This is a genomic window from Sulfitobacter sp. 1A13496, from assembly GCF_043557225.1.
GTDB lineage: Bacteria > Pseudomonadota > Alphaproteobacteria > Rhodobacterales > Rhodobacteraceae > Sulfitobacter > Sulfitobacter faviae.
Genome location: NZ_JBIFFP010000006.1, coordinates 142,239 through 167,803, shown reverse-complemented (window position 1 = coordinate 167,803; position 25,565 = coordinate 142,239). Strand labels below are relative to the sequence as shown.

The 25,565-nt window shown below is 63.2% G+C and carries 23 protein-coding genes; 12 read left to right on the top strand and 11 right to left on the bottom strand.

Features of this window, described 5'->3' with window-relative positions; translation table 11 throughout:
* The first annotated feature begins 21 nt into the window (after positions 1-21).
* Positions 22-2,406, top strand: coding sequence for a transketolase-like TK C-terminal-containing protein (locus tag ACGYLX_RS14380; RefSeq protein WP_394450310.1), 2,385 nt, complete (start codon positions 22-24; stop codon positions 2,404-2,406).
* A gap of 31 nt (positions 2,407-2,437) precedes the next feature.
* Here ACGYLX_RS14380 and ACGYLX_RS14375 read toward each other — a convergent pair whose 3' ends face one another.
* The 6 genes from ACGYLX_RS14375 to ACGYLX_RS14350 all read right to left on the bottom strand — a co-directional run bounded on the left by ACGYLX_RS14375 (position 2,438) and on the right by ACGYLX_RS14350 (position 9,468).
* Positions 2,438-3,934 carry a carboxypeptidase M32 gene (locus tag ACGYLX_RS14375; RefSeq protein ID WP_394450308.1) on the bottom strand — a complete coding sequence of 499 codons (1,497 nt, stop codon included), beginning with the start codon at positions 3,932-3,934 and terminating at the stop codon, positions 2,438-2,440.
* Positions 3,931-4,956, bottom strand: a complete 1,026-nt coding sequence (locus ACGYLX_RS14370; RefSeq protein ID WP_394450306.1) for an ABC transporter ATP-binding protein — start codon at positions 4,954-4,956, stop codon at positions 3,931-3,933. Before ACGYLX_RS14370 ends, ACGYLX_RS14375 begins: the two co-directional genes overlap by 4 nt.
* Positions 4,953-5,918 carry an ABC transporter ATP-binding protein gene (locus ACGYLX_RS14365; RefSeq protein ID WP_394442263.1) on the bottom strand — a complete coding sequence of 322 codons (966 nt, stop codon included), beginning with the start codon at positions 5,916-5,918 and terminating at the stop codon, positions 4,953-4,955. The genes ACGYLX_RS14370 and ACGYLX_RS14365 overlap by 4 nt, the downstream gene beginning before the upstream one ends.
* Positions 5,915-6,847: an ABC transporter permease gene (locus ACGYLX_RS14360; protein WP_394442265.1), complete on the bottom strand. Its 933-nt coding sequence runs from the start codon at positions 6,845-6,847 to the stop codon at positions 5,915-5,917. Before ACGYLX_RS14360 ends, ACGYLX_RS14365 begins: the two co-directional genes overlap by 4 nt.
* Positions 6,847-7,821, bottom strand: a complete 975-nt coding sequence (locus ACGYLX_RS14355; RefSeq protein WP_394442268.1) for an ABC transporter permease — start codon at positions 7,819-7,821, stop codon at positions 6,847-6,849. Before ACGYLX_RS14355 ends, ACGYLX_RS14360 begins: the two co-directional genes overlap by 1 nt.
* Before the next feature lie 75 nt (positions 7,822-7,896).
* Entirely contained in the window at positions 7,897-9,468 is a 1,572-nt protein-coding gene (locus tag ACGYLX_RS14350; protein ID WP_394450304.1) for an ABC transporter substrate-binding protein, read from the bottom strand.
* Positions 9,469-9,655: 187 nt separating this feature from the next.
* Here ACGYLX_RS14350 and ACGYLX_RS14345 point away from each other — a divergent pair, with 187 nt between their 5' ends.
* From ACGYLX_RS14345 to ACGYLX_RS14310, 8 genes are all read left to right on the top strand, one after another.
* Positions 9,656-10,624 (top strand): GntR family transcriptional regulator, encoded by a 969-nt coding sequence (locus tag ACGYLX_RS14345; RefSeq protein ID WP_394450302.1) that lies wholly within the window; start codon positions 9,656-9,658, stop codon positions 10,622-10,624.
* Positions 10,621-11,322: a creatininase family protein gene (locus ACGYLX_RS14340; protein ID WP_394450300.1), complete on the top strand. Its 702-nt coding sequence runs from the start codon at positions 10,621-10,623 to the stop codon at positions 11,320-11,322. Before ACGYLX_RS14345 ends, ACGYLX_RS14340 begins: the two co-directional genes overlap by 4 nt.
* A complete protein-coding gene (locus ACGYLX_RS14335; RefSeq protein WP_394442278.1) occupies positions 11,319-12,332 on the top strand; it encodes a ketopantoate reductase family protein in 1,014 nt (337 codons plus the stop codon). Before ACGYLX_RS14340 ends, ACGYLX_RS14335 begins: the two co-directional genes overlap by 4 nt.
* Positions 12,329-13,081 carry an SDR family NAD(P)-dependent oxidoreductase gene (locus ACGYLX_RS14330; protein ID WP_394442281.1) on the top strand — a complete coding sequence of 251 codons (753 nt, stop codon included), beginning with the start codon at positions 12,329-12,331 and terminating at the stop codon, positions 13,079-13,081. Before ACGYLX_RS14335 ends, ACGYLX_RS14330 begins: the two co-directional genes overlap by 4 nt.
* On the top strand, positions 13,078-13,977 hold the full coding sequence (locus tag ACGYLX_RS14325) for a polysaccharide deacetylase (protein WP_394442284.1): 900 nt from the start codon (positions 13,078-13,080) through the stop codon (positions 13,975-13,977). Before ACGYLX_RS14330 ends, ACGYLX_RS14325 begins: the two co-directional genes overlap by 4 nt.
* Positions 13,974-14,894, top strand: a complete 921-nt coding sequence (locus tag ACGYLX_RS14320; protein ID WP_394450297.1) for an isoaspartyl peptidase/L-asparaginase family protein — start codon at positions 13,974-13,976, stop codon at positions 14,892-14,894. The genes ACGYLX_RS14325 and ACGYLX_RS14320 overlap by 4 nt, the downstream gene beginning before the upstream one ends.
* 141 nt (positions 14,895-15,035) lie before the next feature.
* A complete protein-coding gene (locus tag ACGYLX_RS14315) occupies positions 15,036-15,614 on the top strand; it encodes a TRAP transporter small permease subunit (RefSeq protein WP_209219230.1) in 579 nt (192 codons plus the stop codon).
* Positions 15,614-17,005, top strand: coding sequence for a TRAP transporter large permease subunit (locus ACGYLX_RS14310; RefSeq protein ID WP_209219229.1), 1,392 nt, complete (start codon positions 15,614-15,616; stop codon positions 17,003-17,005). Before ACGYLX_RS14315 ends, ACGYLX_RS14310 begins: the two co-directional genes overlap by 1 nt.
* A gap of 287 nt (positions 17,006-17,292) precedes the next feature.
* Here the strand turns inward: ACGYLX_RS14310 and ACGYLX_RS14305 are convergent, their stop codons facing one another.
* On the bottom strand, positions 17,293-18,387 hold the full coding sequence (locus tag ACGYLX_RS14305) for a TRAP transporter substrate-binding protein (protein WP_209219228.1): 1,095 nt from the start codon (positions 18,385-18,387) through the stop codon (positions 17,293-17,295).
* A 242-nt stretch (positions 18,388-18,629) separates the two neighbouring features.
* On the opposite strand from ACGYLX_RS14305, the gene ACGYLX_RS14300 reads away from it, so the two are divergent.
* Genes ACGYLX_RS14300 through dctP form a run of 3 tightly spaced genes read left to right on the top strand, consistent with a single transcriptional unit; the run spans position 18,630 to position 21,550 of the window.
* Entirely contained in the window at positions 18,630-19,130 is a 501-nt protein-coding gene (locus tag ACGYLX_RS14300) for a TRAP transporter small permease subunit (RefSeq protein ID WP_394442560.1), read from the top strand.
* A gap of 16 nt (positions 19,131-19,146) precedes the next feature.
* Positions 19,147-20,442: a TRAP transporter large permease subunit gene (locus tag ACGYLX_RS14295; RefSeq protein ID WP_067266597.1), complete on the top strand. Its 1,296-nt coding sequence runs from the start codon at positions 19,147-19,149 to the stop codon at positions 20,440-20,442.
* A 19-nt stretch (positions 20,443-20,461) separates the two neighbouring features.
* Complete coding sequence (gene dctP, locus ACGYLX_RS14290; RefSeq protein ID WP_067266589.1) at positions 20,462-21,550, top strand: TRAP transporter substrate-binding protein DctP; 1,089 nt, start codon at positions 20,462-20,464, stop codon at positions 21,548-21,550.
* A gap of 237 nt (positions 21,551-21,787) precedes the next feature.
* On the opposite strand, the gene ACGYLX_RS14285 is transcribed toward dctP, so the two are convergent.
* From ACGYLX_RS14285 to ACGYLX_RS14270, 4 genes are all read right to left on the bottom strand, one after another.
* The gene (locus ACGYLX_RS14285) at positions 21,788-22,522 is read right to left on the bottom strand and encodes an amino acid ABC transporter ATP-binding protein (protein WP_394419364.1); all 735 of its coding nucleotides are present in this window, start codon (positions 22,520-22,522) and stop codon (positions 21,788-21,790) included.
* Positions 22,519-23,193, bottom strand: coding sequence for an amino acid ABC transporter permease (locus tag ACGYLX_RS14280; RefSeq protein ID WP_322329781.1), 675 nt, complete (start codon positions 23,191-23,193; stop codon positions 22,519-22,521). The genes ACGYLX_RS14285 and ACGYLX_RS14280 overlap by 4 nt, the downstream gene beginning before the upstream one ends.
* Before the next feature lie 3 nt (positions 23,194-23,196).
* Positions 23,197-23,955, bottom strand: coding sequence for an amino acid ABC transporter substrate-binding protein (locus ACGYLX_RS14275; protein ID WP_394442296.1), 759 nt, complete (start codon positions 23,953-23,955; stop codon positions 23,197-23,199).
* A gap of 243 nt (positions 23,956-24,198) precedes the next feature.
* On the bottom strand, positions 24,199-25,554 hold the full coding sequence (locus ACGYLX_RS14270; RefSeq protein WP_209219224.1) for a sigma-54 dependent transcriptional regulator: 1,356 nt from the start codon (positions 25,552-25,554) through the stop codon (positions 24,199-24,201).
* Between the last annotated feature and the right edge of the window lie 11 nt (positions 25,555-25,565).

Sequence of the window (25,565 nt, the reverse complement as noted above, 5' to 3'; positions counted from 1 at the left end):
CCTCAGAATGAAAGACCTGCCATGACCGCTCTCGCCCCTGCCCAGCTGAAGACCATCGAACAACGTCTGCTGTGGCTGTCGCACTGGATGATCCACAACGCGAACCACATTCGGCCCAAGGTGGACGGGATCAAGGTGGGCGGGCATCAGGCGTCCTCGGCCTCGATGGTGTCGATCATGACGGCGCTTTTTTTCAGCGCCCTGCGGCCCGAGGACCGGGTGGCGGTGAAGCCGCATGCCTCGCCGATCTTCCACGCGATGCAATACCTGATGGGCAACCAGACCCGCGAGAAGATGGAGAACTTCCGCGGGTTCCAAGGCGTGCAGAGCTACCCCAGCCGCACCAAGGACGTGGACGACGTGGATTTCTCCACGGGGTCGGTCGGGCTTGGGGTGGCGGTGACCTCCTTCGCTTCGCTGGTGCAGGATTACATCACCGCGAAAGACTGGGGCGGGGAAGTTGATCTGGGCCGCATGGTTGCGCTGGTCGGCGACGCCGAGTTGGACGAGGGCAACATCTACGAGGCGCTGCAGGAGGGTTGGAAGAACGACCTGCGCAATACATGGTGGATCATCGACTACAACCGCCAGTCGCTCGACGGGGTGGTGCGCGAGGGTCTGTTCAAGCGCATCGAGCAGATTTTCGACGCCTTCGGCTGGGACGTGGTCAAGGTGAAATACGGCGCGTTGCAGCGTGCGGCGTTCGAGGAACCCGGTGGCGACAAGCTGCGCGACTGGATCGACAATTGCCCCAACCAGCTCTACTCGGCGCTGACCTATCAGGGCGGCGCGGTCTGGCGCGAACGGTTGATGGAGGCGCTTGGCGATCAGGGCGATGTCACGGCGCTGATCGACGCGCGCAGCGATGACGAACTGGCCGCGCTGATGGAAAACCTCGGCGGCAACTGTGTGCAGACCATGGCCGAAACCTTCGCCGCCATCGACCACGACCGCCCGGTCTGTTTTCTGGCCTATACCATCAAAGGCTGGGGCACACCGATTGCGGGGCACAAGGACAACCATGGCGGGTTGATGACCAAAAGCCAGATGGCCGATTGGCAAAAGCACATGGGCGTGGCCGAGGGGGAGGAATGGGAGCCCTTCGCCACCGTCGACGACCCGCAAGCGTTGCAAGCGGCGCTCGACCGCGTGCCCTTCTTCGCCAAGGGCCGTCGCCGCTACAATGATGCGACGCTGCCGGTGCCGCGGATCGAACTGTCGAGCGACCGCGAAATTTCCACGCAGATGGCCTTCGGCAAGATCCTCGACGATCTGTCGAAGGGCGACAGCGATCTCGCCTCCCGCATCGTCACCATGTCGCCTGATGTGACCGGCACCACGAACCTTGGGCCATGGGTCAATCGCCGCAAGCTCTTTGCCCGCAAGGAACAGGCCGACACCTTCATCAACGAGAAGATCCCCTCCACCGCGAAATGGGAGTTCACGCCCGAGGGCCAGCATATCGAGTTGGGCATCGCCGAGATGAACCTCTTCCTGCTTCTGGGCGCCGCGGGCCTGTCGCATTCGCTCTTCGGCAAGCGGGTCATTCCCATCGGCACGGTCTATGACCCCTTCGTCGCCCGCGGCTTGGACGCGCTGAACTACGCTTGTTATCAGGATGCACGTTTCATGATCGTGGGCACCCCCTCGGGCGTGACGCTCGCGCCCGAGGGCGGCGCGCATCAATCCATCGGCACGCCGCTCATCGGCATGAGCCAGGACGGGCTGGCGAGCTTCGAGCCTGCCTTCGCCGACGAGTTGACGGTCATCATGCGTTGGGCCTTCGACTACCTCCAACGCGACGGCGAGGGCGACCCGGACGAGCGCACGTGGCTGCGCGACGAGACCGGCGGCTCGGTCTATCTGCGGCTCACCACCAATCCCATCGAACAGCCCGGCAAGCGCGTCGACGAGGACTTCCGCCAAGGTGCCATCGACGGGGCCTATTGGCTGCGCAAGCCTGGGCCGAACTGCGACGTGGTGATCGCCTATCAGGGCGCCGTGGCCCCCGAGGCGATCAAGGCCGCCGGCAGCATCGCCGAGGGCCGGCGCGACGTGGGCGTGCTGGCGGTGACCTCCGCCGACCGTCTGAACGCTGGCTGGACCGCGGCACAGCGCGCCCGGGCGCGCGGCAATCACGCGGCGCAGAGCCATATCGAAACGTTGTTGGGTCAACTGCCGCGCGACTGCAAGCTGGTGACGGTGATCGACGGCCATCCGGCGACACTGTCGTGGCTGGGGTCGGTCGTGGGGCACCAGACGGTGCCGCTCGGGGTCGAACATTTTGGCCAGACCGGCGCCATCGCGGACCTCTACCGGCATTTCGGCATCGACGCGCGTTCCATCGTGGAAAAGGTGCAGGGCCTGACTCCGGGCCGCCAGATGCTGCACCGGGTGGCGGGCTAAGGTTCGAAGGGGGGGCAAACTGCCCCCCTCATCACCTGCCGAACTTGGCTTGCAGATAGGCCAGATAGGCCGTCGGGTCGTAGGCCCCTGCCCCGATCCCGGCGAGGATCTCGGCCCGGCTGCGCGAACGCCCGTGCTGCCAGACGAGATCACCGAGCGCCGCCTGCAAGGGGGCGTAGTCTCCCGCCGTGACGCCTGTGCGTACCTCGGGCTTCGTGGCATCCAGATGCGCCATGATCTGCGCGGCGGTCGAATTGCCCACCGTATAGGTCGGGAAAGAGCCGATGTAGCCGTGCGACCAATGCACGTCTTGCAGACAGCCCGCGCCGTTGTCCGGCACCTCCAGCCCCAGATCCTCGCGCATCGCCGCGTTCCACGCCTCGGGGACGTCGGCGACCTTCAGCGAGCCGTCCATCAGCGCCATCTCGATCTTCACCCGCAGCATGACGTGCAGATCGTAAGTGAGCTCGTCCGCCTCGACCCGGGTGAGGCCGGGGGAGACGCGGTTGATCGCGGCGACGAATTCCTCTTCGCTCACGTCGCCCAACTGCTCGGGGAAGGTGTCACGCAGGCCTCCGTAATGCACCGACCAGAAGGCGGGCGAGCGGCCGATGTGGTTCTCCAGCAGGCGCGACTGGCTCTCGTGCATCCCGAAGCTGGTCCCCGCCACGGCATAGAGCCCGATCATATCCGTCGCATGCGCCCCACGGGTTAGCGCCGGATCGGCACCCATCTCGTAAAGCGCATGGCCCGCCTCATGGATCGTGCCGAAGATCGACATCGGCAGGTAGTTCGGGTTCCAGCGCGAGGTGATCCGCACGTCGTTGCGGGTCATGGAAATCTCGAAGGGATGCACCGCCGTGTCGAGCCGCCCGCGGCCCATGTCATAGCCCAAGGCCTCGGCGATATAGGCGCAGAAGGCCTGCTGGCCCGCCACGGGATAGTCGCGGAACAGGAAATCGCTGCGCGGCGCGGGCCGGGCAAACGCCGCGTCGAGGATCGGGCGGATGCCGTCCCGGAGCTGGTCGAAGAACCGCGTGAGCTGCACCGCCGTGGCGCCCGGCTCGAAGACATCGGCCATCGGATCGTAGGGGTGGCCGTCATGGCCGAGCGCCTCGGCCTTCTCGCGCGCCAGATCGACGATGCTTTGAAGATGCGGCTGGAACAGGCCGAAGTCGCCGGTGCGGCGGGCCTCGGTCCAGGCGGCGCCGGCGGTGATTGATTGCTCGGCCTGCCGGCGCAGCAAGGCTGCGGGGATGCGGGCGTGGTGGGTGCGCGCCTCCTGCACCGATTGCGCGGCGCGGCGCTCGATCTCGGGCGCGTCGCTGTTGAGCACGGCTTCGGCGACCTTGCCCATCTCGGGGTCGAGGATCATCTCCCGCGCGATGCCCATAAGAGTCGCGATCTGGTGGCCGCGCGTCTCGGCCCCGCCCTTGGGCATCATCACCCGCGCGTCCCAATTGAGCAGGTTCACGGAGACAAGCACGTCGTTCAGCCGCCCCACGCGGTCGGTCAGGGTCAGGCTCATGCGGCGGCTCCTGTTTCGGCGCCGGTGCCCCCATCATGCAGGTGGCAGGCGACGCTGCGATTGTCTTTCGGGTTCACGAGGCGCGGCACCTCCACCTTGCAACGCGGGCCCGCAAGCGGGCAGCGCGGGTGGAAAGCGCAGCCCTTGGGCGGGTTGATCGGCGAGGGGATCTCGCCCTTGATCGGGTGGAAGTTGGCGCGCCCGGTGCCAAGGGTCGGCACGGAGGCAAAGAGCGCCTCGGTATAGGGGTGCAGCGGCTTGGCGTAGAGTTCATCCGCCGGCGCCGTCTCGACCACGCGGCCGAGGTACATGATCGCCACCCGGTCGCAGACGTGGCGCACGACCGACAGGTCGTGGCTGATAAACAGCGCCGTGAGGTCCAACTCGCGCCGCAGCTTCATGAAGAGGTTCAGCACCTGCGCCTGGATGGAGACGTCGAGCGAGGCCACGGCCTCGTCCAGCACCAGAAGCTCGGGCTGCATGGCGAGTGCGCGGGCAATGGCGACACGCTGGCGCTGGCCGCCGGAGAACTGGTGCGGCAGGCGATTGGCATAGGCGCCCTCCAGCCCCACCTGTTCGAGCAGGCTACGGACGCGCTCCTGCACCTCGCGCGCGGGGATCAACCCGTGGATGCTCGGGCCTTCGGCGATGATCTCGCCCACCTTCATGCGCGGATTGAGGCTCGCGAAAGGGTCCTGGTGGATCATTTGCACGCGGGTGGTGAGCTTGTCGACATTGCCGCGATGGTCGCGCGCCACCGGCTGGCCTTCGAGCGTGACGCTGCCCGCGCTCGGCGCATAGATGCCCGAGACGACGCGCCCCAGCGTGGACTTGCCGCAGCCGCTCTCGCCCACGATGCCCAGCACCTCGCCGCGCGGAACGCTTAAGGTGACGTCATTGACCGCGTGAACGGTCTGGGTGGAGTCGCGCCCCGACAGGCGTTCCAGCCCCCGGACGACCAGCCCCGGCTTGCGGGTGAACCGCTTCGAGACGCCGTCGATTTTCAGAATGGGATCGGTCATGTGGCCTCGATCGGATGGTGGCACAGGACGGAATGTGCCTCGGTTCCAGTGTTGGGTGGGATCATCGCGCAGATGTCCGTGGCCCGCGGGCAGCGCGGGCGGAACGGGCAGCCCGAGGGCAGGTTCGCCAGCTGCGGGGTCGAGCCCGGGATCTGCGGCAAGTCGCGGCCCGGCTCGTGCAGGCCGGGGACCGAGTCAATCAGCCCGCGCGTGTAGGGATGGCGCGGACGGGCGATGACCTCCTCCGCGGTGCCGCTTTCGACGATCCGGCCTGCGTACATCACCGCGATGTCGTCGGCGAGCGAGGAGACCACGGCGAGGTCATGGGTGACCCAGACGATGGCGGTGCCGGTCTCATCCGCCAATCGCCGCACCTCGGCAAGGATCTGGCCCTGGATCGAGACATCGAGCGCGGTGGTCGGCTCATCGGCGAGGATCACGGCAGGCCGGTGCAGCAGGGCCGTGGCAATGGCGACGCGCTGGCGCATGCCACCCGAGAGCTGGTGCGGATAGGCCTGCAACCGCTCGGCGGGGGCCGGGATGCCGACGATCTCAAGCGCCTCGCGGGCGCGGTCCCATGCGGCGGCCTTGCTGACCTTGTCGTGCACGCGCACCGCCATAGCCATCTGATCGCCCACCCGCAGCACGGGGTTGAGGGTCATCATCGGGTCCTGAAACACCATCGAGACATTGCGACCGCGCATCTGGCGTCGGCCTTCGGCGCTGAGGCTGCGCATGTCGGTGCCCTGCACCAGAACCTCGCCTGCGGTGATCCGACCGGGTTCGTCGATAAGCCCCATGATCGAAAAACCGGTGACGCTCTTGCCCGAGCCGCTCTCGCCCACCAGCCCGAGGATGCGCCCCGGCTGGACCGAAAAGCTCACGTCGTTGACGGCGGTGACATGTCCCTTGCGGGTGCTGAATTGCGTGGTCAGTCCCCTGACCTCCAGTGCGGCGCTCATCGGCTGTTCCTCGGGTCGAGCACCTTGCGGACCTGATCGCCCACGAGGTTGATTGCGACAACGGTCACCATCAGTGCCAATCCGGGATAGATCGACAGCCAGTAGCGGTCCGAATGGATGTATTTGAACCCGTTGGAGATCAGCGATCCCAGCGAAGGTTCAGTGAGCGGCAGGCCCACGCCAAGGAAGGACAGCGTGGCCTCGAGCGCGATTGCGCTCGCCACCTGCACCGTCGCCACGACAATGAGCGGCGGCAGCACGTTGGGCAGCAGGTGCTTGAAAAGCACCCGATGCGTCGGCAGCGGGGTGGAGCGCGCGGCCTCGATATAGTCCTTGCCGCGTTCGACCTTGGCCGCGCCATGGGTGGTGCGCGCGAAATAGGCATATTGCGCGACAACGAGGGCGAGGATGATCTGACCGATCCCCTGCCCCAGCATCGCCACCAGCACCAATGCCAGCAGGATCGCGGGCATTGAAAGTTGCAGATCGACGACACGCATCAACAACGCTTCGATGCGCCCCCCGAAATAGGCCGCGGTAAGACCAACCGCAATGCCGACCAACAGCGCCAGTGCCCCGGCGGACAGGCCGATCACGAAGCTGGTGCGCAGCCCGTAGAAAATGGCCGAAAGCATGTCGCGGCCCGCGTTGTCGGTGCCCAGCAGATGGACATAGCCGCCCGAGCCTTCGGTGCCCGGGCGCAGAAAGGCGTCGAGCCAATCGAGCGCGGCCATGTCGTAGGGGTCCTGCGGCGAAACCAGCGGCGCCCCGAAGGAGAGGAACAGCAGCACGGCAATCACGATGAGCGCGCCCACGGCGACCCAGCTTTCGCGGAAGTCCGACCAGAAGTTGCGCAGCCGCTCGGCGCGGGTCTCCACCGGCGGGGCCGAGGGCACGGCCATGGTGTTTTCAGCGACGATCTCGGGCATCATGCGCCTCCTTTCAGGCGGACCCGCGGGTCCAGTCGAGCGTAGACCAGATCAACCACGAGATTGATGAGGACAAAGAGGATCACGACCATGATGAGGTAGGAGACCATCACCGGGCGGTCGAGTTGCAGGATCGAGTCGATGATCAGCTTGCCAACGCCGGGCCAGTTGAACACGCTTTCGGTCACCACCGCGAAGGCCAGCGTCGAGCCAAGCTCGAGCCCCAGCACCGTGACGATCGGGATCGAGATGTTGCGCAGGATGTGGCGGAAGACGATCTGCCGGTCCGGCAGACCCTGCGCGCGGGCGAATTTGACGTAATCGGTGCCCATGGCCTCGACCATGCCGGCGCGGGTCAGTCGGATCATCAGGCCCATCTTGAAGAGCGACAGGTTGATCGCGGGCATGATGACATGGCTCCAGCCATCGGGGGTGAAAAGCGAGGAGGTGATGCCGAGGAAGGTCGCCTCGTCCCCGCGCCCGCCCGAGGGCAGCCAGCCAAGCTCAACCGCGAAGCCCATGATCAGCAGCATGCCAATCCAGAAAGTCGGCACCGAGAAACCCAGCACCGACAGCGCCATGATCATCTTCGCGCCGAGGCTCTCGGGGCGGTAGCCGGCCCAGAGACCGGCGGGAATGCCCACGCCCACGGCGATCAGCACCGAGGTCAGCACCAGTTCCAGCGTGGCGGGAAAGCGCGAGAAGACGAGGTCGACGACCGGGATGTTATAGACCATCGAGGTGCCCAGATCGCCCTGGGCCACGTTCTTGAGGAAGGTCCAGTACTGCACGGCCAGCGGTTGATCGAGCCCGTATTGCTCGATCAGCTTCTGGCGGATCTCGGCGGTGGCGCCCGGATCGATCATTACGTCGATCGGATTGCCGATGGCAAAGACGCCGACAAAGACGATCACCGACATGGCAAAGACCACGACAATCGCCTGTGCCAACCGGGTTACAAAATAGCTGAGCATTCGACCTCGCCCATCAGACTTGAAAAAAAGTGGCGCCCGCCGGCAAGCAGCGGGCGCCCGGTGCGTTATGCAGCCTTATTCGACCGGGGTGATCGCATAGGCGCGGGTTTCCTGATCGACGCGGGGCGTCATTTCGATGGTGTCGGCATTGGCCGCCCAGACGGTCTGCAGGATCACCGTCGGGATCAGCGCGCGGTCTTCCATCGCGATGAAGGAGGCCTCTTCATAGAGCTTCTTGCGCGCTTCCGGGTCGAGGGTCTGGGCACCTTCGCCGAAGACCTTGTCGAACTCGGGGTTGGAATAGCCCGCGCGGTTGAAGTTGCCGAAGCCCTTCTCGGGGTCCTTTGTGTGCACCAGCGCGCCGTAGGTATAGGCGGCCTCACCGGTGAGCGTGCCCCATGCGGACATGGTCATGGTGTATTCCTCACGCGCGGCGGCGGGGAAGAAGACCGTGCCATTGAGCGCCTGTGCGTTCACCTTCAGACCCAGACGCGACCACATCTGCGCCAGCGCCTCGCAGACCACGGCATCGCCGGGCACGCGGTTGTTGGTGCAGGTGAAATCGATCTCAAAACCCTCGGGGTAGCCGGCCTCGGCCAGCAGTTCCTTGGCCTTCTCGATGTCATATTCGCGCTTACCCAGTTCAGGGCTGTAGCCGAAGAAGCCTTCGGGCATCAGCTGGTTGGCGGGCGTGCCCAGACCTTCGAGCACCACGTTCACGAGCACGTCGCGGTTGATCGCCAGGTCCAGCGCCTTGCGCACGCGCAGATCCTGCAGCGGGTTGCCCTCGACCTCCTCGCCGTTGACCTTGATCGGCTGCGGCTCTTCATCCTTCACCGACGGCGCGATGTTCAGGATATAGACCGAGTCGGAAACGAATGTTTCGATGTCGCCATCGTTCTTCATCGCGAGGTAGTCGGAGGCGGGCACGTAGTTGATCAGGTCAACCTCACCCGAACGCAGAGCCGCGACGCGCGAGGTGTCCTCGGGGATCTCGCGGCGGGTGACGGTCTCCCACGTGGCCTGACCGCCCCAGTAGTCGTCGAAACGCTCGAGCACCAGATCGCCCTTGGGCTGCCAAGAGACGAAGGTGTAGGGACCGGTGCCGATCGCCTTCTCGCCCGAGTTGAACTCCTCGTTACCTGCTTCCATGCCGGTCTCAGACGGCACGACGAAGAGACGGGTGAAGTCGTTGGGCAGCGAGGGCGCCATGCCCTTGGTCTTCACGCGCAGGGTGTAGTCATCGACCACTTCGACGCTGTCGACATATTTGGTGTAGAGGGTCATCGGCATCGGGCCGGTCACCTGCGGGATACGCTCGATCGAGAATTTCGCGTCCTCGGCGGTGAAGTCGGTGCCGTCATGGAATTTCACGCCTTCGCGCATCTTGAATTCCCATGTGGTATCGTCGATCGGCTCCCAGCTCACGGCAAGGCCGGGCTTCAGCTGCAGTTTCTCGTCGACATCGACCAACGTGTCGAAGACATGGCGCAGGGCTTCGGCCTGCGAGCCCAAGGTCGACCAATGCGGGTCAATCGAATCCGGGCCGGCGCGCAGGCCGATCACCAGATCGGCGGCCATCGCTGCTGGCGCGGCAGCGATCAGCGCCAATGCGGCTACGGCGGATTTCAGGGTAAGCTTCTTCATTGGTCAAAACCTCCATGTGTTATATCTTGGAGTTACACTAGACAGCTATAATTGTGACGGTCAACACAAATATGTAACATTCGAACCTTCGGCCGCCGTATAAGCCCAATATATAAGCTTGTCGCGCTACTGTTTTTGAGGCAGTGTTACAGACATGAGTGACAAACAGGCAAAATTTGAACGGGCAATGGATCGAATCGTACGGGCGATGGATCGCAGTTCGTCCGTATCTCTTTCCGTTCAGCTCCGCGGAGCGCTGGAATTCGGGATCGCGTCGGGCGAGTTGCCTTCCGACGCGCGCCTGCCCTCGGTCCGCGCTTTGGCCGCGCGGATGAAGATTTCCCCGGTCACGGTCAGCAATGTCTACGCCGCGCTGCAATCCTCGGGGTTGGTCGAGGGGCGCGTCGGCTCGGGTACATTCGTCAGCGGCGGTGGTAGCCGCGCCCACGACGGGCGCTTTCGGCAGCTTGATCAACAGATCGCTGAACTGTTGAGCCTCGCGAAATCCTGTGGCGTCAGCGCGTCGGAACTGGCTGTGCGCATTTCCATGGCCAGCAGCGCCAGCCCGCGCCCGCTGCGCATTCTGATGGTCGGCAATTTCATCGACGCGACCCGCGCTTATGCCGATGAACTGCGCCAGCATCTGCCCGAGGGCGATGAGATCGACGCCGCCGTTCTAGATGAGATCGCACCCAATCCGCCCAAGGACATCGACCTGATTATCGCGCCCAAAACCCTTCTGTCCAAAACGCGAGAAATCTTGCCGAATGTCGAAGTGCTGGGCCTGACGCTCATCCCCAACGAGGCGACCCGCGTGGCGCTGGCCTCGATCCCGCCTGACGCCAAGACGCTCGCCTACTCCTATTTTCCCGGCTTCGTTACGATCATGAAAGCGGGCATCCTGCGGTTTGCCCCCCATGTCACGCAGTTGACCATGAAGGTCCGTGACGAGAATGGCCTGTCATCGGCCATGCGCGAGGCAGATGTGGTCATCTATGCCACCGGTGCCGACTACCTTTGTGGCGCGTTGCGCGCCGAGCAGACCGCTTTCGAATACCGTCACACCCCAGACGTACACGCCATCCGTTCTGAAATCCTGCCCGCCATTGAGACATGCCGGGCCTCTCTCAAATCCGCAAAGGCCGCCGAAGAATGAAGATATCCGAAAGCAATTGGTTCGAGATCGAAGAATACCTCAAGACCGACGACCGCTGCGTCCTGCCCCTCGGCAGCACCGAGCAGCACGCATATCTCAGCCTCTCGGTCGATTCGATCCTGTCGGAGAAGGTCGCCGCCGATGCCGCCGAACCTCTGGGCGTGCCGGTGTTTCCGGCCGTGGCCTATGGTCTGACGCCTTATTTCATGGGCTTCCCCGGCTCGGTCTCGCTGAAGCTTTCGACCTATGCGGCGCTTCTGCGTGACATCCTCGACAGCCTCTATGCCACCGGCTTCCGCCGCGTGCTGATCGTCAACGGCCATGGCGGCAACAGCCCGGTGCAGCCCGTCACGATGGAGTGGATGGAGGCCAACGAAGGCGCCCGCTGCCGCTTCCATGACTGGTGGCGTGCGCCCGAGACCTGGAACTGCGTGCAGGAGATTGACCCGGTCGCAAGCCATGCCTCCTGGATGGAGAACTTCCCCTGGACCCGCCTGCCCGGTCGTGAGTTGCCGGACGAGCAGAAACCCTTCGTCGATTTCGACCGCCTGCGCGACCGCAACGCCGCCGGCGTGCGCGCGCTCATCGGGGACGGCAACTACGGCGGCGTCTACCAAAAAACCGACGCCGACACCGACCGTCTTTGGGAGATCGCCGTGCGCGAGACCCGCGCGCAGCTCGAGGGGGATTGGGCATGAGCGAGACGCCGATCCTGATCTGGGGCGCCGGTGCCATCGGCGGCATCCTCGGCGCCTATTTCGCCCGCGCGGGTCATGCCGTGCATATGGTCGATGTCGTGGAAGAGCATGTCGAAGCCATGCGCAGCAGCGGGCTGCGCATTGAAGGCCCGGTCGAAGCATTTACCCAAGTCCTCCCGGCCAGCACGCCGGACGAACTGACTGGCCAATACGACCGCATTTTCCTCTGCGTGAAGGCGCACCACACCGCCGCCGCTTTGGAGATGCTTGCCCCCCATCTCGCGCCGGGCGGCTATGTCGTCTCGGCCCAGAACGGGCTCAACGAAAAGGCCATCGCCGCGCGCATCGGGGCCGAGAACACGGTGGGCTGTTTCGTCAACTACGGCGCCGATTGGCTGGAGCCGGGCCGCATCCTCTTCGGCAACCGCGCCGCCGTGGCTGTGGGGGAACTCGACGGGCGCATGAGCGACCGCGTGGCCGAGGTGCATGAGCTGTTGAAACTGGTCGAGCCCGAGGCCGTCGCAACCGACAACATCTGGGGCTATCTTTGGGGTAAGATGGGCTACGGTGCGCTGCTCTTTTGCACCGCCCTCACCCCCGACAGCATGTCCGACGCCATGGCGCGCGACGAACACCGCGCGGCCTACCGCGCGCTTGGCCACGAGGTGATGACACTGGCCACGCATGAGGGCGTCTCCCCCCTCGGTTTCAACGGGTTCGTCCCGGAAGCCTTCCGCGAGAACGATACCGCCGCCATCGACGCCGCGATGGAGAAGATGATCGCCCACAACCGCAAGACCGCCAAGACCCACTCGGGCATCTGGCGCGACCTCGCGGTGCGCAAGCGTAAGACCGAAGTCGACGCGCAGATCGGTGTCATGGTCGACTTGGGCCGTGAAGCAGGCATCGCGGTGCCGACACTGGCGCGCATGGTGGACCTCATCCACGACATCGAGGACGGCAAGCGCGAACAATCCGCGGACCTCGTCGACCAGTTGGTGGCGGCATGAAGATCGATTTGACCGGCAAGGTCTTTGCCGTGACCGGCGCAGCACAGGGCATCGGCGCCGCGATCCTGTCCGAACTGCGCGCCGCCGGGGCCACCGTGGCCGCGATGGACATCGACGTGGCGGGCCTCGTCCCGCTGGAGGCTGAAGGCGTGACCCTGCATAGCGGCGATCTGGGCAACCGCGAGACGACCCTCGCGCTCTGCACCGAGATCCTCGAACGTCACGGGCGGATCGACGGGCTGGTGACTTCTGCCGGCGGCGTCCGCGGTCAGGTCGGACGCCCTCTGGAAGAGATCAACGAGGCCGACTGGCAGGCGATCTTTCAAGCCAATGTCGATGCCGCCATGTGGTGTGCGCAAGGTTTCGCGCCCGCGATGAAGAGCGCGGGATCGGGCCGGATCGTCACCATCTCCTCTGGCGCGGGGCTGAAGCCCAGCCTCACCGGCATCCAAGCCTATGCCGCGGCGAAACACGCGCTCGTGGGTCTCACCAAGCAGCTGGCGCTTGAGCTGGGACCGCAGGGCATCACGGTGAATTCCGTGGCCCCCGGCTTCGTCCTGTCGAACCCCTCGACGGAGAAGCAATGGGACGCCTTCGGCCCCGAGCGGCAGAAGCAGATCATCGGCGGCATCCATATGCGCCGCTTGGGCCGCGCGCAGGACATCGCGGATGCGGTCACCTTCCTTTGCTCCGACCGCGCCGGTTGGATCACGGGCCAAATCCTTTCCGTCGACGGAGGCCACGCATGAGCGAGCCGCATGAATGGGACGAGCCGCATTGGCGCGGGCTGGTCGAACAGGTCCGCGCGGGGCAGAACCTATTGCCGAAATCTTGGCCCGGCGGCGCGCGCTGTGCCGTGGCGCTGAGTTTCGACAGCGATCACGAGACTAACGAGCTGCGCGACGGCGGCACAAGCATTGCGCGCCTCGGCTGGGGCGAATACGGCGCGCGCCGCGGCATCCCCCGTATTCGCCGCGTCCTTGACCGGCATGGGGTGAAAGCGAGCTTCTTCGTGCCCGCCGTCTCTGCCCTGCTGCATCCGGAGGAGCAGCGCAGCCTCGCCGAGGAGGGCCACGAGATCGGCCTTCACGGCTGGATCCACGAGCGCAACACGCAGGTCCCGCCGGAGGCTGAACGCGATCTGATGCTGCGCGCCTCGGACACGCTGGAAAAGATCACCGGCACGCGCCCTGTCGGCATGCGCACGCCGTCTTGGGACTACAGCGCCCACACGCTCTCGATCGCCCGCGAGATGGGGCTCTTGTACGACAGCTCCCTGTTCTCGGACGACGACCCTTACGAGATCGTCGAGAAGGGCGAGGCGACCGGGATCGTGGAACTCCCAGTGGAGTGGATTCGCGACGACGCCGTCTATTTCATGATGAACCGTTTTGGCGCGCAAAGGCCCTATACGCCGCCTGCGGATGTGCTCGATATCTTCCGGCGCGAGTTCGACGGGGCCTATGACGAGGGCGGTCTGTTTCTCTTGACCATGCACCCGCATGTGACAGGCTACCGCTCGCGTATCTTCATCCTCGACGAGTTGATCGACCACATCAAATCCCGCGGCGATTGCTGGATCGCCACCCATGCCGAGATCGCCGCCTATTGCGCCGAACAGGCCGGATTGAAAGGACAGACATGACCTATTCCCTTGCCATTCACGGTGGCGCAGGAACCATCCTCAAGGAAAACATGACGCCCGAGAAGGAGGCCGCCTATCACGACGGCCTCGCCCGGGCGCTGGAAGCCGGCGAAGCGGTGCTGCGCGAAGGTGGCAGCGCGATGGACGCGGTGGTGGCCGCGGTCTGCGCGCTTGAAGATGAGCCGCTGTTCAACGCAGGGCGCGGCGCGGTCTATACTTCCGAAGGCGTGCAGGAGATGGACGCCGCCGTGATGGACGGCGCCGACCGGCGCGCAGGCTCGGTCGCCGGTGTTTTCGGGCCGAAGAACCCGGTGAAACTGGCGCGCGCCGTCATGGAGCGGACCGAGCATGTCACCCTCATCGGCCCCAACGCGTTGGAAATCGCCCGGCAGGCGGGCCTCGAGTTCGCCGACCGTGACTATTTCTTCACCCAGTCCCGTTGGGATGCATTGCAGGAGACGCTCGAGATGCGCGCCCGGGGCGAGGTTTCGGACGATCCGGCGCGACGGCATGGCACCGTGGGGGCCGTGGCGCGCGACGCGGCGGGCAACATTGCCGCCGCCACCTCAACGGGGGGCATGACCGCCAAGGCCCCGGGCCGGGTTGGCGACACGCCGATGATCGGCGCGGGCACCTTCGCCGACAACGCGACCTGCGCGGTCTCTGCCACCGGTCATGGCGAGATTTTCATCCGCTGGAACGCCGCCGGGGAGATCGCCGCGCGGATGCGCCACGCGGGCGAGGATCTGGCCACCGCCGCCGAACATGTGGTGATGCAGGATCTGGCGCCCAACGACGGCTCGGGCGGGATCATCGCGGTGGATGCGGCGGGCAATATCGCCATGCCGTTTAACTCGCAGGGCATGTACCGCGGCATGGTGCGCAAGGGCAGCGCGCCCGAAACCAGCATCTACTGAGCGGCGCGGCCCTTCGGTTGCCTTCCTGCCACGGGAAGGCGCCAAATGCAGCCGGGAAGAGCCGCCCGCCATCTAAATCTTGACATTCTGTCCCCTCCCTTTGATTGACGATCAAACGAACTTGACGGGAGAGGGGACAAGGTGCGTTTTTTAGCAGCAATTGCCAGGGTGATCTGCGCGGTGAACTTGGTCATCGGCAATCTCTTCTCATGGCTCGCACTCGGCATCGTGTTGGTCTGTTTCACCGTGGTCGTGCAGCGCTATGTCTTCGCGATCAGCTTCGTTTGGATGCAAGACCTTTATATCTGGCTTAACGGTGCGATGTTCACGGCCGTGGCCGGTTTTGCGCTGCTGCGCGATGACCATGTGCGCGTCGACATCTTCTACCGCCCCGCCACCATGGCCCGCCGCGCGCTGATTGACCTGATCGGCGTCATCGTCTTTCTGCTGCCCTTCTGCTGGATCGTCTACACCTATTCGATCCCCTTCGTGATCCGCGCTTGGGGCTATCAGGAAGGGTCGGCCAATGTGGGCGGAATGCCGGGGCTTTATATTCTCAAAGCCTTCATCATCGGCTTCGCATTTCTACTCGCAATTCAAGGGATTGCATGGATCATCCGCTCCATCCTCGTGCTCAGCGGCAATGCTGATCTGGTGCCCAAATCCATGCAATACAGCCGGGACCAAATCCCCGCAGACCATCCGCAGGGAGCCGTTTGATGGATCCGATTTTCATTGGCGAGATGCTCGCCGCGCTCATGTTTTTTGGCGTGATCGGCTTTTTGCTGCTCGGCTTTCCGGTGGCTTTCACCCTTGCTGGCGTGTCGCTGCTGTTTGGCGCCGTGGGCATGGGGTTCGGCGTGTTCGATCCCTCGAACTTCGGCTCGCTGCCGAACCGCTACATCGGCTTTATGACCAACGAAGTCCTGGTCGCCGTGCCGCTCTTTATCTTCATGGGGGTGATGCTGGAACGCAGTCAGATCGCCGAGCAGCTTTTGCTCACCATGGGCAAACTTTTCGGCAATATGCGCGGCGGTCTGGGGATCTCGGTGGTGCTTGTGGGCGCGATGCTCGCGGCATCCACGGGCGTCGTGGGGGCGACGGTTGTCACCATGGGCCTGATCTCTCTGCCCGCGATGCTGCGGGCGGGCTATGACCCCAAACTTGCCACCGGGGTGATCTGCGCCAGTGGCACTTTGGGTCAGATCATTCCGCCCTCCACCGTGTTGATCTTCATGGGCGACATGCTTTCGGGCATTAACTCTCAGGTGCAGATGGCCAAGGGCAACTTTGCCCCCACGCCCGTCTCGGTCGGAGATCTTTTCGCCGGGGCGTTGCTGCCGGGGATTTTGCTGGTTTCGCTTTATCTCAGCTACGTTCTCTTCAAAGCCGCGACCGCGCCCGCCTCCTGCCCCGCGACGCCGGTTCCGGCGGATGAGAAAAGCCAGCTGGTGCGAGATTTCTTTGTCGCCCTGATGCCGCCGCTGTTGCTGATCCTCGCCGTGCTGGGGTCGATCCTCGGCGGCATCGCCACCCCGACCGAGGCCGCCTCTGTCGGTGCCGTGGGGGCGATGGTGCTTGCGGCCATGCGCTGGCGCCTGTCCTTCCGCATCCTGCGGGAGACGATGATCGCCACGGCCACGATCACCAGCATGGTCTTTGTCATTCTGCTGGGGGCTTCGGTCTTTTCAATCGTGTTCCGCATGATGGGCGGCGACAATCTGGTGCATGAGTTCCTCAGCAACCTGCCCGGCGGCCCCTTGGCAGCGGTGGCGGTGGTAATGATCATCATGTTCTTCTTGGGTTTCATCCTCGATACCTTTGAGATCATCTTTATCGTGATCCCGATCACCGCGCCGGTGCTGTTGATGCTGGACATCGATCCGATCTGGCTGGGCGTCTTGGTCGGGGTGAACTTGCAGACCTCCTTCCTGACGCCGCCCTTCGGCTTTGCGCTGTTCTATCTGCGCGGGGTGGCCCCGGCGGATCTGCCGACGAGCGCGATTTACAAAGGGATCCTGCCCTTCGTGATGTTGCAGGTGGTGGCGATTGCGATCCTCTTTGCCTTCCCGCAGATCGTGACTTGGTTGCCTAAGGTGATCGCGGGGTGAAATAGTCCCCCCCCCGACGTTCAAAGGCCCGGCAGCAACGCCGGGCCTTTTTTGATTGAGCGGTAAGGGCATCGCCCTCCCTGGTGGGCGATCGAACCCGTGAAAGGGGCTGCGCCGGTGCCCATCTCGCCACCCGATCCGGCTGTCGAAACGCTGCAAAATCGCCCTCCGGGGGGAGGGAGGGCGATGCCCGGTGTGCCACCGGGCGGGACAGATTTCTTGGGGTTCGCCCATGAAAAAGGCCCGGCGTTTCCACCGGGCCTTTCCAATCACATTCAGCGCGAAGCTCAGTACTTCAGGAACTTCTGACGGGCCTGCACATAGGGGCTGTCGATGTTCTCGGTCCGGGTGCGGACGAGGTTCAGCGCTTCGACAAAGCTCTCGGCGGTCTTCTTGACCAGCGGGTCGTCGCTGTTGCGCAGCTCTTCGACCACTTCGACCGAGGCTTTGGCACCGGCTTCCATAATGTCGTCGGGGAAGTTGCGCACGGTCACGCCATGCTCTTCCTGCAGGGTCTTCAGCGCGCGCGGGTCGTTGGCGTAGAAGTCCGCGGCCACCTGATCGTACTCCGCTTGGCTGACGTCACGGATGATCGCCTGCAGGTTCTCGGGCAGTTCCTGATACTTCTTCTTGTCGACGACAAGCTCGGTCGCCAGACCCGATTCCACGAAGGACGGCATGTAGTAGTTCTTGGCCACCTGATGGAAGCCGAGCGCCAGATCGTTGTAGGGGCCGACGAATTCCGCAGCGTCGAGCGTGCCCGACTGCAGCGCTTGGAAGATCTCGCCCGCGGCCATGTTGGTCACGGTCGCGCCCAATTTCTCCCACACGCGGCCACCAAGGCCGGGCGTCCGGAAGCGCACACCTTTAACGTCATCGAGGCTCTTCAGTTCATCGCGGAACCAGCCGCCGGTCTGCGTGCCGGTGTTGCCCGACAAGAAACCCTGAACGCCGAACTGGTCATAAATCTCGTCCCAGATTTCCTGACCGCCCATGTAGCGCATCCATGCCGTCAGTTCCGGCGTGGTCATGCCGTAGGGCACGCCGGTGAAGAAGGACAGCGCAGGGGACTTGTTCTGCCAGTAGTAGGCGGCGCCATGGCTCATCTCGGCCGTGCCGTCGATCACGGCGTCAAGCGATTGCAGCGGCGGCACCATCTCACCGGCGGAAAAGACCTGAATGGTCAGCTCGCCACCCGAGGCGGCGGTGATCCGGTCGGCCAGACGCTGCGCGCCGACACCCAGACCGGGGAAGTTCTTGGGCCATGTGGTGACCATGCGCCAGGTGATGTTGCCCTGCGCAATAGCGGGCGCTGCAAGTGTCGTGGCGGCAGCACCTGCCCCCATCACACCGGCTCTGCGGATAAATGAACGACGATCCATGTTTTTCCTCCCAAACGGATATTTGCTTAGCCTCCCCCGACGTCGACGCGGAGGGCCATGCGCAGCAGATAATCGTCGCTTTTCGAAAATGTCCATGGCCTAGGCAAATTGAAATTTCACCTTCTGGACAATCCCGCCCCAAGCCGCATACGTAGTGCTACTTAAAGCAGCATTATTAATGGTCTTTTGCCTTGTTTTCGGCAGAAAGGCCAATAATGTGCGAGCTGCCAGGGAGGGCTCAGATCTTGATAAAATTCATCGACCAGATGAACGAATTCGTCGGGCGCATCGTGTCGGTCGTCGCCGTCATTTTCGCCGCAATCATCATCTATGACGTCTTCATGCGCTATGCGCTGAATGACCCGACCCGCTGGGCCTTTGACGTCACGAAACAACTTTATGGCTTCTATTTCGTGATGCTGGGCGGCTATGCGCTGCGCCATCAGGCCCATGTGCGCGTCGATCTGATCACCGAAACCCTTGGCCCCAGCCTGCGCCGTTGGGTCGAAGCGGCGGGCTATGTGATCTTTTTCTTCCCCTTCGCCTGGATCTTCACCACCCGCTCTTATGAATTCGCCATGCGCTCCTATGCCCAAGGTGAGACGACATATGGCTCGGTCCAGCTGCCGGTCTACCCGCTCAAGATGGCCATGGCCCTCGCCGCCGGTCTGCTATTGCTGCAAGGCGTGGCGGAATTTTTGAAACTCGTACTTAACCGTCAGGAACTGCCCCGTGACGCCTGAACTCATTGCTCTCACCATGTTCGGCCTGCTTTTGCTGGGCCTTTTCATGGGCCACCCACTGGCCTTCGTTCTGGGCGGCACCGCCGTTTTGGGCGCTGTCATCGCCGGCAAACCGATGGTGCTGGGCATCGTCATCAACCGGATTTTCGGCGATGTGCTCGACAACTTCACGCTGATCGCGATTCCGCTCTTTATCTTGATGGCACGGTTCCTGTCCGATTCGGGCGTGACGGATAAGATGTTCGAATCACTGCGACTTTTGATGTCCAACATCCGCGGCGGTCTGGCGCTGGCGGTGGTTTTCATCTCGATCCTGCTGGCCGCGACCACGGGTATCATCGGCGCGTCGATTACCGTGATGGGCGTGATGGCCCTGCGCCCGATGCTGCAATATGGCTATAGCCCCACGCTGACCACGGGTGTCATCGCCGCCTCTGGCTGTTTGGGCATTCTGATCCCGCCGTCGATCATGTTGATCCTCATGGCCTCTTATTCCCCCCTCTCGGTGGGGGAGCTTTTCGCGGGCGCCATGGTGCCGGGCGTGGTGCTGGGGCTGCTCTATGCGGTCTGGGTTTTCGTCGTCGCCGTGGTACGGCCCGATATGGCCCCTGCCGTCGAGCCGGATGAGAAAATCTCGAAACCCGCCCTTGTGCGTATGCTGCTGATCGAAGCCGTGCCGCCACTGGTTCTGATCCTCGGCATTCTGGGCTCTCTGCTCGCGGGCATCGCCACGGCGACCGAAGCTTCCGCCATCGGCGCGGCGCTGGCGCTGGTCATCGTCATCATGCGCGGCAAGTTCAGCTGGGCCTCCTTCTACGGCGCGATGCTGGAGACCGGGCGCACCTCGGCGATGATCCTGTTTATCGTCGTCGGCGCCACGGCCTTTACCGGCGTGTTCAACATCACCGGGGGTCTGCGCGCCACGCAGGAGATCATCCGCAACCTCGACATGGCGCCTTGGCTCTTGATTGCGATGATGATGTTCATCGTCTTCATCCTTGGGGCCTTCCTCGACTGGACCGGCATCGTGCTGCTGTCCTTCCCGATCTTCCTGCCGATCGTGCAGGAGATGGACGTGAGCCTGCTGTGGTTCGTCGTCCTGATGTCGGTGGTTCTGCAAACGTCCTTTTTGACCCCGCCCTTTGGATATGCGCTCTTCTACCTGCGCGCCATTGCCCCGCGTGAGGTCAAGACGTCGCATATCATCGTCGGCGTGCTGCCTTTCATCGGGTTGATCCTGATGATGTGCGTGGCCATCGCCCTGTTCCCGCAGCTTGTCACCTGGCTGCCGGAAACGCTCTATACAAAATAATCAACGGAGGAGAGAGATTATGAAATTGAAATCAACCCTTGCCGGCCTGGCACTCTGCGCGGGCGTCGCCACGCAGGCCGCGGCCCAAGACAGCTGGACCATGACCACCACATGGCCCACTTCGCTGGAACTGATCGAGATCGACAAGCATTTCGTCGATCTGGCCAACAAGCTGACCGGCGACGACCTGACAATCGAATTTTTCGAAGGTGGCTCCCTCGTGCCCGCGGGCGAAGTGTTTGGCGCGGTTGAATCCAACACCGTGCAGGCTGGCGCCGACTGGCCCGGTTACTGGGCGGGCCGCAACTCTGCCTTCTCGCCGCTGGCGACCACGGCGAGCCTGTTCAACGCGGTCGACTACGTCAACTGGATCGAACAATGGGGCGGCAAAGAGCTTTATAACGAGATCTACGGCAAGTTCGGCATGGTCTATCTGCCCTACGGCGTGACCAACAACGAATCCGGCTTCCGCACCAACGAGCAGATCGTCACGCTGGAGGACCTCAAGGGCAAGCGTTTGCGTCTGTCGGGTCTGGAGCAGGGCCGTCTGTTGGAGAAACTGGGCGGGTCGCAGGTCTCGATGGCTGGTGGTGAAATCTATCAGTCGCTTGAGCGCGGCGTGATCGATGGCGCGGAATTCTCGACCCCGAACGTCGACTTCTCGGGCGGTTTCCAGCAGGTCACCAAATATTGGGCGACACCGGGCTGGCACCAGTCCGCCTCGATCTTCGGTGTGATGATCAACAAAGGCGCATGGGACGCCCTGTCGGATGAGACCCGCGAAGCGCTTGAGATTGCGGCGCAGGCCAACCTCGTTTGGTCGCTGTCTTTCACCGAGAAGCGCGCGACCGAAGCTTACCAGCAGTTCCTCGACGCGGGCATCGAAATCAACCGCTATGATGACGAGACGCTGACCAAGGTTCAGGAGATGGCGAACGAGACCATCGAAGAGACCGCCTGCGAGAACCCCGATTCCGCAAAAGTCTACCTGAGCCAGTTGGAGTATCTGAACGACTACGCGAAATGGCGTGACGCGTCGGCTCCGTTCAACCTTGGCCGCACGCCGAATGGTCCGGACATCGAGAAGATCCGCGCCTGCGCGGAGTGATTTGAGCGTTTAGCTTTGATGGAAAGGCCCGCCATTGGTGGGCCTTTTTTGCATTCACGAGGGCCATCGCCTACCCGCGGGTTGGCGATCAAACGTCGCTTCGTACCACTTCATGGTTCAACCATGATGTGCCTTCGCGAGGTTGCACCCAGCCTCACCAAATCGCCTACCCGTCCGGGCGGGCAGGCGATGGCCCGGCGCCTGCGGCTTGTCCCGGGCCCCGGTGGCAAAATCACCCTACCCCTCAACCCGTTTCAAGAACTTCTGCAAACGCGCATCCTTCGGCGCGCCAAAAATCTCCGACGGCGCACCGCTCTCAACAATCTTCCCGCCGTCCATAAAGATCACCCGATCCGCGATCTCGCGGGCGAACTGCATCTCATGGGTCACGATCAGCATGGTCTGCTTGCGCTCTGCCACCGCGCGCATCAGGTCGAGCACCTCCCCCACCCATTCCGGGTCGAGCGCCGAGGTCGGCTCGTCGAACAACATCAGTTCCGCCCCGAGCGCCATGGCGCGACCGATGCCAACGCGCTGTTGCTGCCCGCCGGACAACGCCGCCGGGAAACTGTCAGCCTTATCGGCCAAGCCGGTCTCAGCCAGAACCGAAAGCGCGCGTTCTTCGGCTTCGGCCTTGGGCCGTTTCTGCACCGTGACGAGCGCTTCCATGATGTTCTCTTTCGCCGTCTTATTGGCGAAAAGCGCGTAGTTCTGGAACACCATCGCCGTCCGACGCCGCAGCGCCAGAATATCCGCCTTGCGTGCCTTTGCGGCATCGACGGTCACATCGCCGATGCGAATGACCCCCTCTTGCGGCACGTCGAGGAAATTGAGACAGCGCAGCAGGGTCGACTTGCCGGTGCCGGAGGGGCCGATCACGACCACCCGCTCGCCCTCGGCAATCTGCAAATCAATGCCGTTCAGAACCGGCGCGCCGCCGAAATCCTTGGTCAGGCCAGTGATATCGATCATCGCACGAACGCCTTATTCAGATAGGTTTCAAGCCGCTTTTGCACTTGGCTCAGCGCTTCGACGATGACCCAATAGATCATGGCGACAACGAGATAGGCCTCGAAATAAAGGAAACTTCCGGCGGCTTCTTTCTGTGCGGCGCCCATCATCTCGGTCACGCCGAGGGTAAATGCGAGCGAGGTGCCTTTGATCATGTCGATGAAATAATTCACCAACGTCGGCGCGGCGATCCGGGCGGCTTGTGGCAGGATGATCCGCCACATCATCTGACCTTGGGTCATGCCGATGGACTGGGCCGCTTCCCATTGGCTGCGGTCCACCCCCATGATCGCGGCGCGGATGCTTTCGGCCATATAGGCGGCGAAATGCAGGGTCAGCCCCATGATGGCGGCAGTCACACCGCTGATATTGGTCAGGAACGACAGCACCTGCGGCAGACCGAAGTAGAAGAGAAACAGTTGCACCAGCAGCGGCGTGCCGCGAAAGAAGCTGATGAAAACGATCACGAACCAGTCGAGCACGGGCACTTTCACAACCCGTTCGACCGCCAAAAGCGAGGCAAGGATGAGTGCAAACACCATCCCCGCCACCGCCATGAACAAGGTCAGCGGTACGTAGCCCAATATGACGGGCACCAGCCCCAGCATGTAGTCAAGGTCTAGCGCCCGCATGGGTTACTCCGCTTTGGTGATGTCTGTGCCGAACCACTTGTCCGAGATTTCGGCCAGTGTACCGTCTTCGCGCAGGGATTCCAGCGCAGTGTTGACACGGTCACGCAGCGCGCGGCCTTCGTCATTGTCTTGGAACGGCAGGGCATTGCGGATCTCGGAGAAGGGCTTGCCCGCCAGTTGCAGCGGCAGGGGGCTTTCCTGAATGAGCTGCGCCGAAGAAACCCGGTCCATCACAAAGGCATCGACCCGGCCAAGCGCGGTATCTTGGGCGATGTTGGACTCATAGGTCTTGATCTCGATCTCATCCGCGAAGGCGAGCTCGTTCAAAAGCTGCTCGAAGTTCGACCCGAGGTTCACCGCAACGGTTTTGCCGCGCAGGTCTTCGACGCCGCCGATCTCTTCGTTGCCCTCTTTGGTCACGACCTGCGCACCGTCAAAAACATAAGGCGCGGTAAAGGCGAACTTTTCCTGACGCTCAGGCGTGATGGTGATCTGGTTGGCGATCGTGTCAATGCGGCCCGCGTCCAACGCGCCGATCAGGCCGGAGAAGGCCATGGTCTCGAACTCGACCTCGAAACCCGCCTCTTCGCCAACGGCGTTCATGACATCGACTTCAAAACCCTGAAGCACGTCCTGCTTCACGAAGGTGAAGGGGAAATAGCCGCCCGACATGCCGACGCGGAGCGTGTCATTGTCTTGGGCAAAGGCTGCGGTGCCGGTGACCGCGGCGAGCGCGGTGACGGTAACGATCTGTTTCAGCATTGAATTTACTCCTCTAACGCTTGCGCTTCAGATGTCACCGGGCGCCCCCCGCTTCAACACTGTCGCTGAAACAGGAACGTTTGACGGGCAGGATCGGTTCAGATGGAATAACGGGTTTAGAGGAGCGGCCCCGGCAAGGATATCCTCCCTACAACAGCGCCCGTGATAGAATGGTATTCCGCGAATCCGATGCAGATTCCCCACATGCGGAACAGATATGCGCGTTTCGCATAGCTTTATCCGTCAAAACGCCTCGATATCCAACCCTTCGGCGGCCCAAGCGGCGAGCTTGCGGTCGACGGTTTTGCGCGACACGCCCAAGCGGCGCGCGGCCTCGGCCCGGTTGCCGTTCGACAGATCAAGGATGTGCAGCATATGGCGCTGCGTGACCAGTTCGAGATCTTCAATCGCCCGTGGCCCATCGACCGCGCCATGGCCCGCAAAGGCTTCGGGCAGGCTGCCGAGGATCACCGAGCGTTCGATCAGGTTGCGCAATTCGCGCACATTTCCGGGCCAGTCGTAACGGCGCAGTTTCAGCAAAGTCTCCGCATCCAAACGCAGCGCGGGCATGCCGAGCGCGGTCGAAAACTGCTGCATGAACATCGCCGCCAGTTCGACGATATCCTCAGACCGGTCCTTGAGCGGCGGCATCGCGACCTCGACCACATTCATGCGGTGATAGAGGTCGGCGCGGAAACGCCCCTCTTCCACCGCCTTGGGCAGGTCGGCGTTGGTGGCGAACAGGAACCGCAGGTTCAACGGAATCTCCCGCTCTGCCCCGTCGGGCCGGATGCGCTGGTCTTCCAACACCCGCAAAAGCGCCGCCTGTAGCTGCTCCGGCATCTGCGCCACTTCGTCCAGAAACAACGTGCCGCCGTCGGCCAAGAGGAACAGCCCCGGTTGCAGGGTTTCGTTCCCCTCCACCGCGCCAAAGAGTTCGGGGACGATCCGGTCCGGCGTGATGGCGGCGCAGTTCACCGCGACGAAGGGATTATCGGCGCGGTCGGACATTTGGTGCAACTGCCGCGCGGCCAACTCCTTGCCCGTGCCGCTGGGACCGGTGAAGAGCACCGGCGTCGGCACCGGGGCAAGACGGTTGAGCATGCCGCGCACCTTCGACAGCGCCTCGGACTTGCCGAGCATCTGCACCGCCGTGCCACCCTGCAATTCGCGCCGGAGCAGGGTATTGTCGCGGCGCAGGTTCTTGCGATCCAAGGTGCGCGACACCGCGCCGAGGATTTGGTTCGCCCGGAAGGGTTTCAGCACGAAATCACTCACGCCCGCCCGGAGTGCGGCAATGGCGGTTTCAAGATCGGCATAGGCGGTGATCAGGACCGTGTCGGCGTAGAACCCCTTGCGGCGTTGTTCGACGACCCATTCCAGACCGGTCTTACCGGGCATCACATTGTCCAAGACGACCACATCGAAATGCGCCTCGTCCAAAAGTTTGGTGGCCTCCGCAGGAGAGGCCGCTTGGGCCACGCGTTTGACGCGCGGCTCCAATATCTTGGTGAGGAAATGGCGCATCCCCGGTTCATCGTCGATCACAAGGATCGACGCGCCTTCGAGCGTGCCGCCGTATTCATCGCCTGCCGCCATGATATGCCTCT

What these genes read in the sequence shown, in the direction of transcription:
- ACGYLX_RS14275 (WP_394442296.1), bottom strand. Translation starts at nt 23,955, where the DNA reads ATGCTGAAACAGATCGTTACCGTCACCGCGCTCGCCGCGGTCACCGGC.
- ACGYLX_RS14310 (WP_209219229.1), top strand. Translation starts at nt 15,614, where the DNA reads ATGGATCCGATTTTCATTGGCGAGATGCTCGCCGCGCTCATGTTTTTT.
- ACGYLX_RS14330 (WP_394442281.1), top strand. Translation starts at nt 12,329, where the DNA reads ATGAAGATCGATTTGACCGGCAAGGTCTTTGCCGTGACCGGCGCAGCA.
- dctP (WP_067266589.1), top strand. Translation starts at nt 20,462, where the DNA reads ATGAAATTGAAATCAACCCTTGCCGGCCTGGCACTCTGCGCGGGCGTC.
- ACGYLX_RS14320 (WP_394450297.1), top strand. Translation starts at nt 13,974, where the DNA reads ATGACCTATTCCCTTGCCATTCACGGTGGCGCAGGAACCATCCTCAAG.
- ACGYLX_RS14355 (WP_394442268.1), bottom strand. Translation starts at nt 7,821, where the DNA reads ATGCTCAGCTATTTTGTAACCCGGTTGGCACAGGCGATTGTCGTGGTC.
- ACGYLX_RS14305 (WP_209219228.1), bottom strand. Translation starts at nt 18,387, where the DNA reads ATGGATCGTCGTTCATTTATCCGCAGAGCCGGTGTGATGGGGGCAGGT.
- ACGYLX_RS14325 (WP_394442284.1), top strand. Translation starts at nt 13,078, where the DNA reads ATGAGCGAGCCGCATGAATGGGACGAGCCGCATTGGCGCGGGCTGGTC.
- ACGYLX_RS14380 (WP_394450310.1), top strand. Translation starts at nt 22, where the DNA reads ATGACCGCTCTCGCCCCTGCCCAGCTGAAGACCATCGAACAACGTCTG.
- ACGYLX_RS14295 (WP_067266597.1), top strand. Translation starts at nt 19,147, where the DNA reads ATGTTCGGCCTGCTTTTGCTGGGCCTTTTCATGGGCCACCCACTGGCC.
- ACGYLX_RS14370 (WP_394450306.1), bottom strand. Translation starts at nt 4,956, where the DNA reads ATGACCGATCCCATTCTGAAAATCGACGGCGTCTCGAAGCGGTTCACC.
- ACGYLX_RS14365 (WP_394442263.1), bottom strand. Translation starts at nt 5,918, where the DNA reads ATGAGCGCCGCACTGGAGGTCAGGGGACTGACCACGCAATTCAGCACC.
- ACGYLX_RS14285 (WP_394419364.1), bottom strand. Translation starts at nt 22,522, where the DNA reads ATGATCGATATCACTGGCCTGACCAAGGATTTCGGCGGCGCGCCGGTT.
- ACGYLX_RS14270 (WP_209219224.1), bottom strand. Translation starts at nt 25,554, where the DNA reads ATGGCGGCAGGCGATGAATACGGCGGCACGCTCGAAGGCGCGTCGATC.
- ACGYLX_RS14360 (WP_394442265.1), bottom strand. Translation starts at nt 6,847, where the DNA reads ATGCCCGAGATCGTCGCTGAAAACACCATGGCCGTGCCCTCGGCCCCG.
- ACGYLX_RS14280 (WP_322329781.1), bottom strand. Translation starts at nt 23,193, where the DNA reads ATGCGGGCGCTAGACCTTGACTACATGCTGGGGCTGGTGCCCGTCATA.
- ACGYLX_RS14340 (WP_394450300.1), top strand. Translation starts at nt 10,621, where the DNA reads ATGAAGATATCCGAAAGCAATTGGTTCGAGATCGAAGAATACCTCAAG.
- ACGYLX_RS14375 (WP_394450308.1), bottom strand. Translation starts at nt 3,934, where the DNA reads ATGAGCCTGACCCTGACCGACCGCGTGGGGCGGCTGAACGACGTGCTT.
- ACGYLX_RS14350 (WP_394450304.1), bottom strand. Translation starts at nt 9,468, where the DNA reads ATGAAGAAGCTTACCCTGAAATCCGCCGTAGCCGCATTGGCGCTGATC.
- ACGYLX_RS14335 (WP_394442278.1), top strand. Translation starts at nt 11,319, where the DNA reads ATGAGCGAGACGCCGATCCTGATCTGGGGCGCCGGTGCCATCGGCGGC.
- ACGYLX_RS14345 (WP_394450302.1), top strand. Translation starts at nt 9,656, where the DNA reads ATGGATCGAATCGTACGGGCGATGGATCGCAGTTCGTCCGTATCTCTT.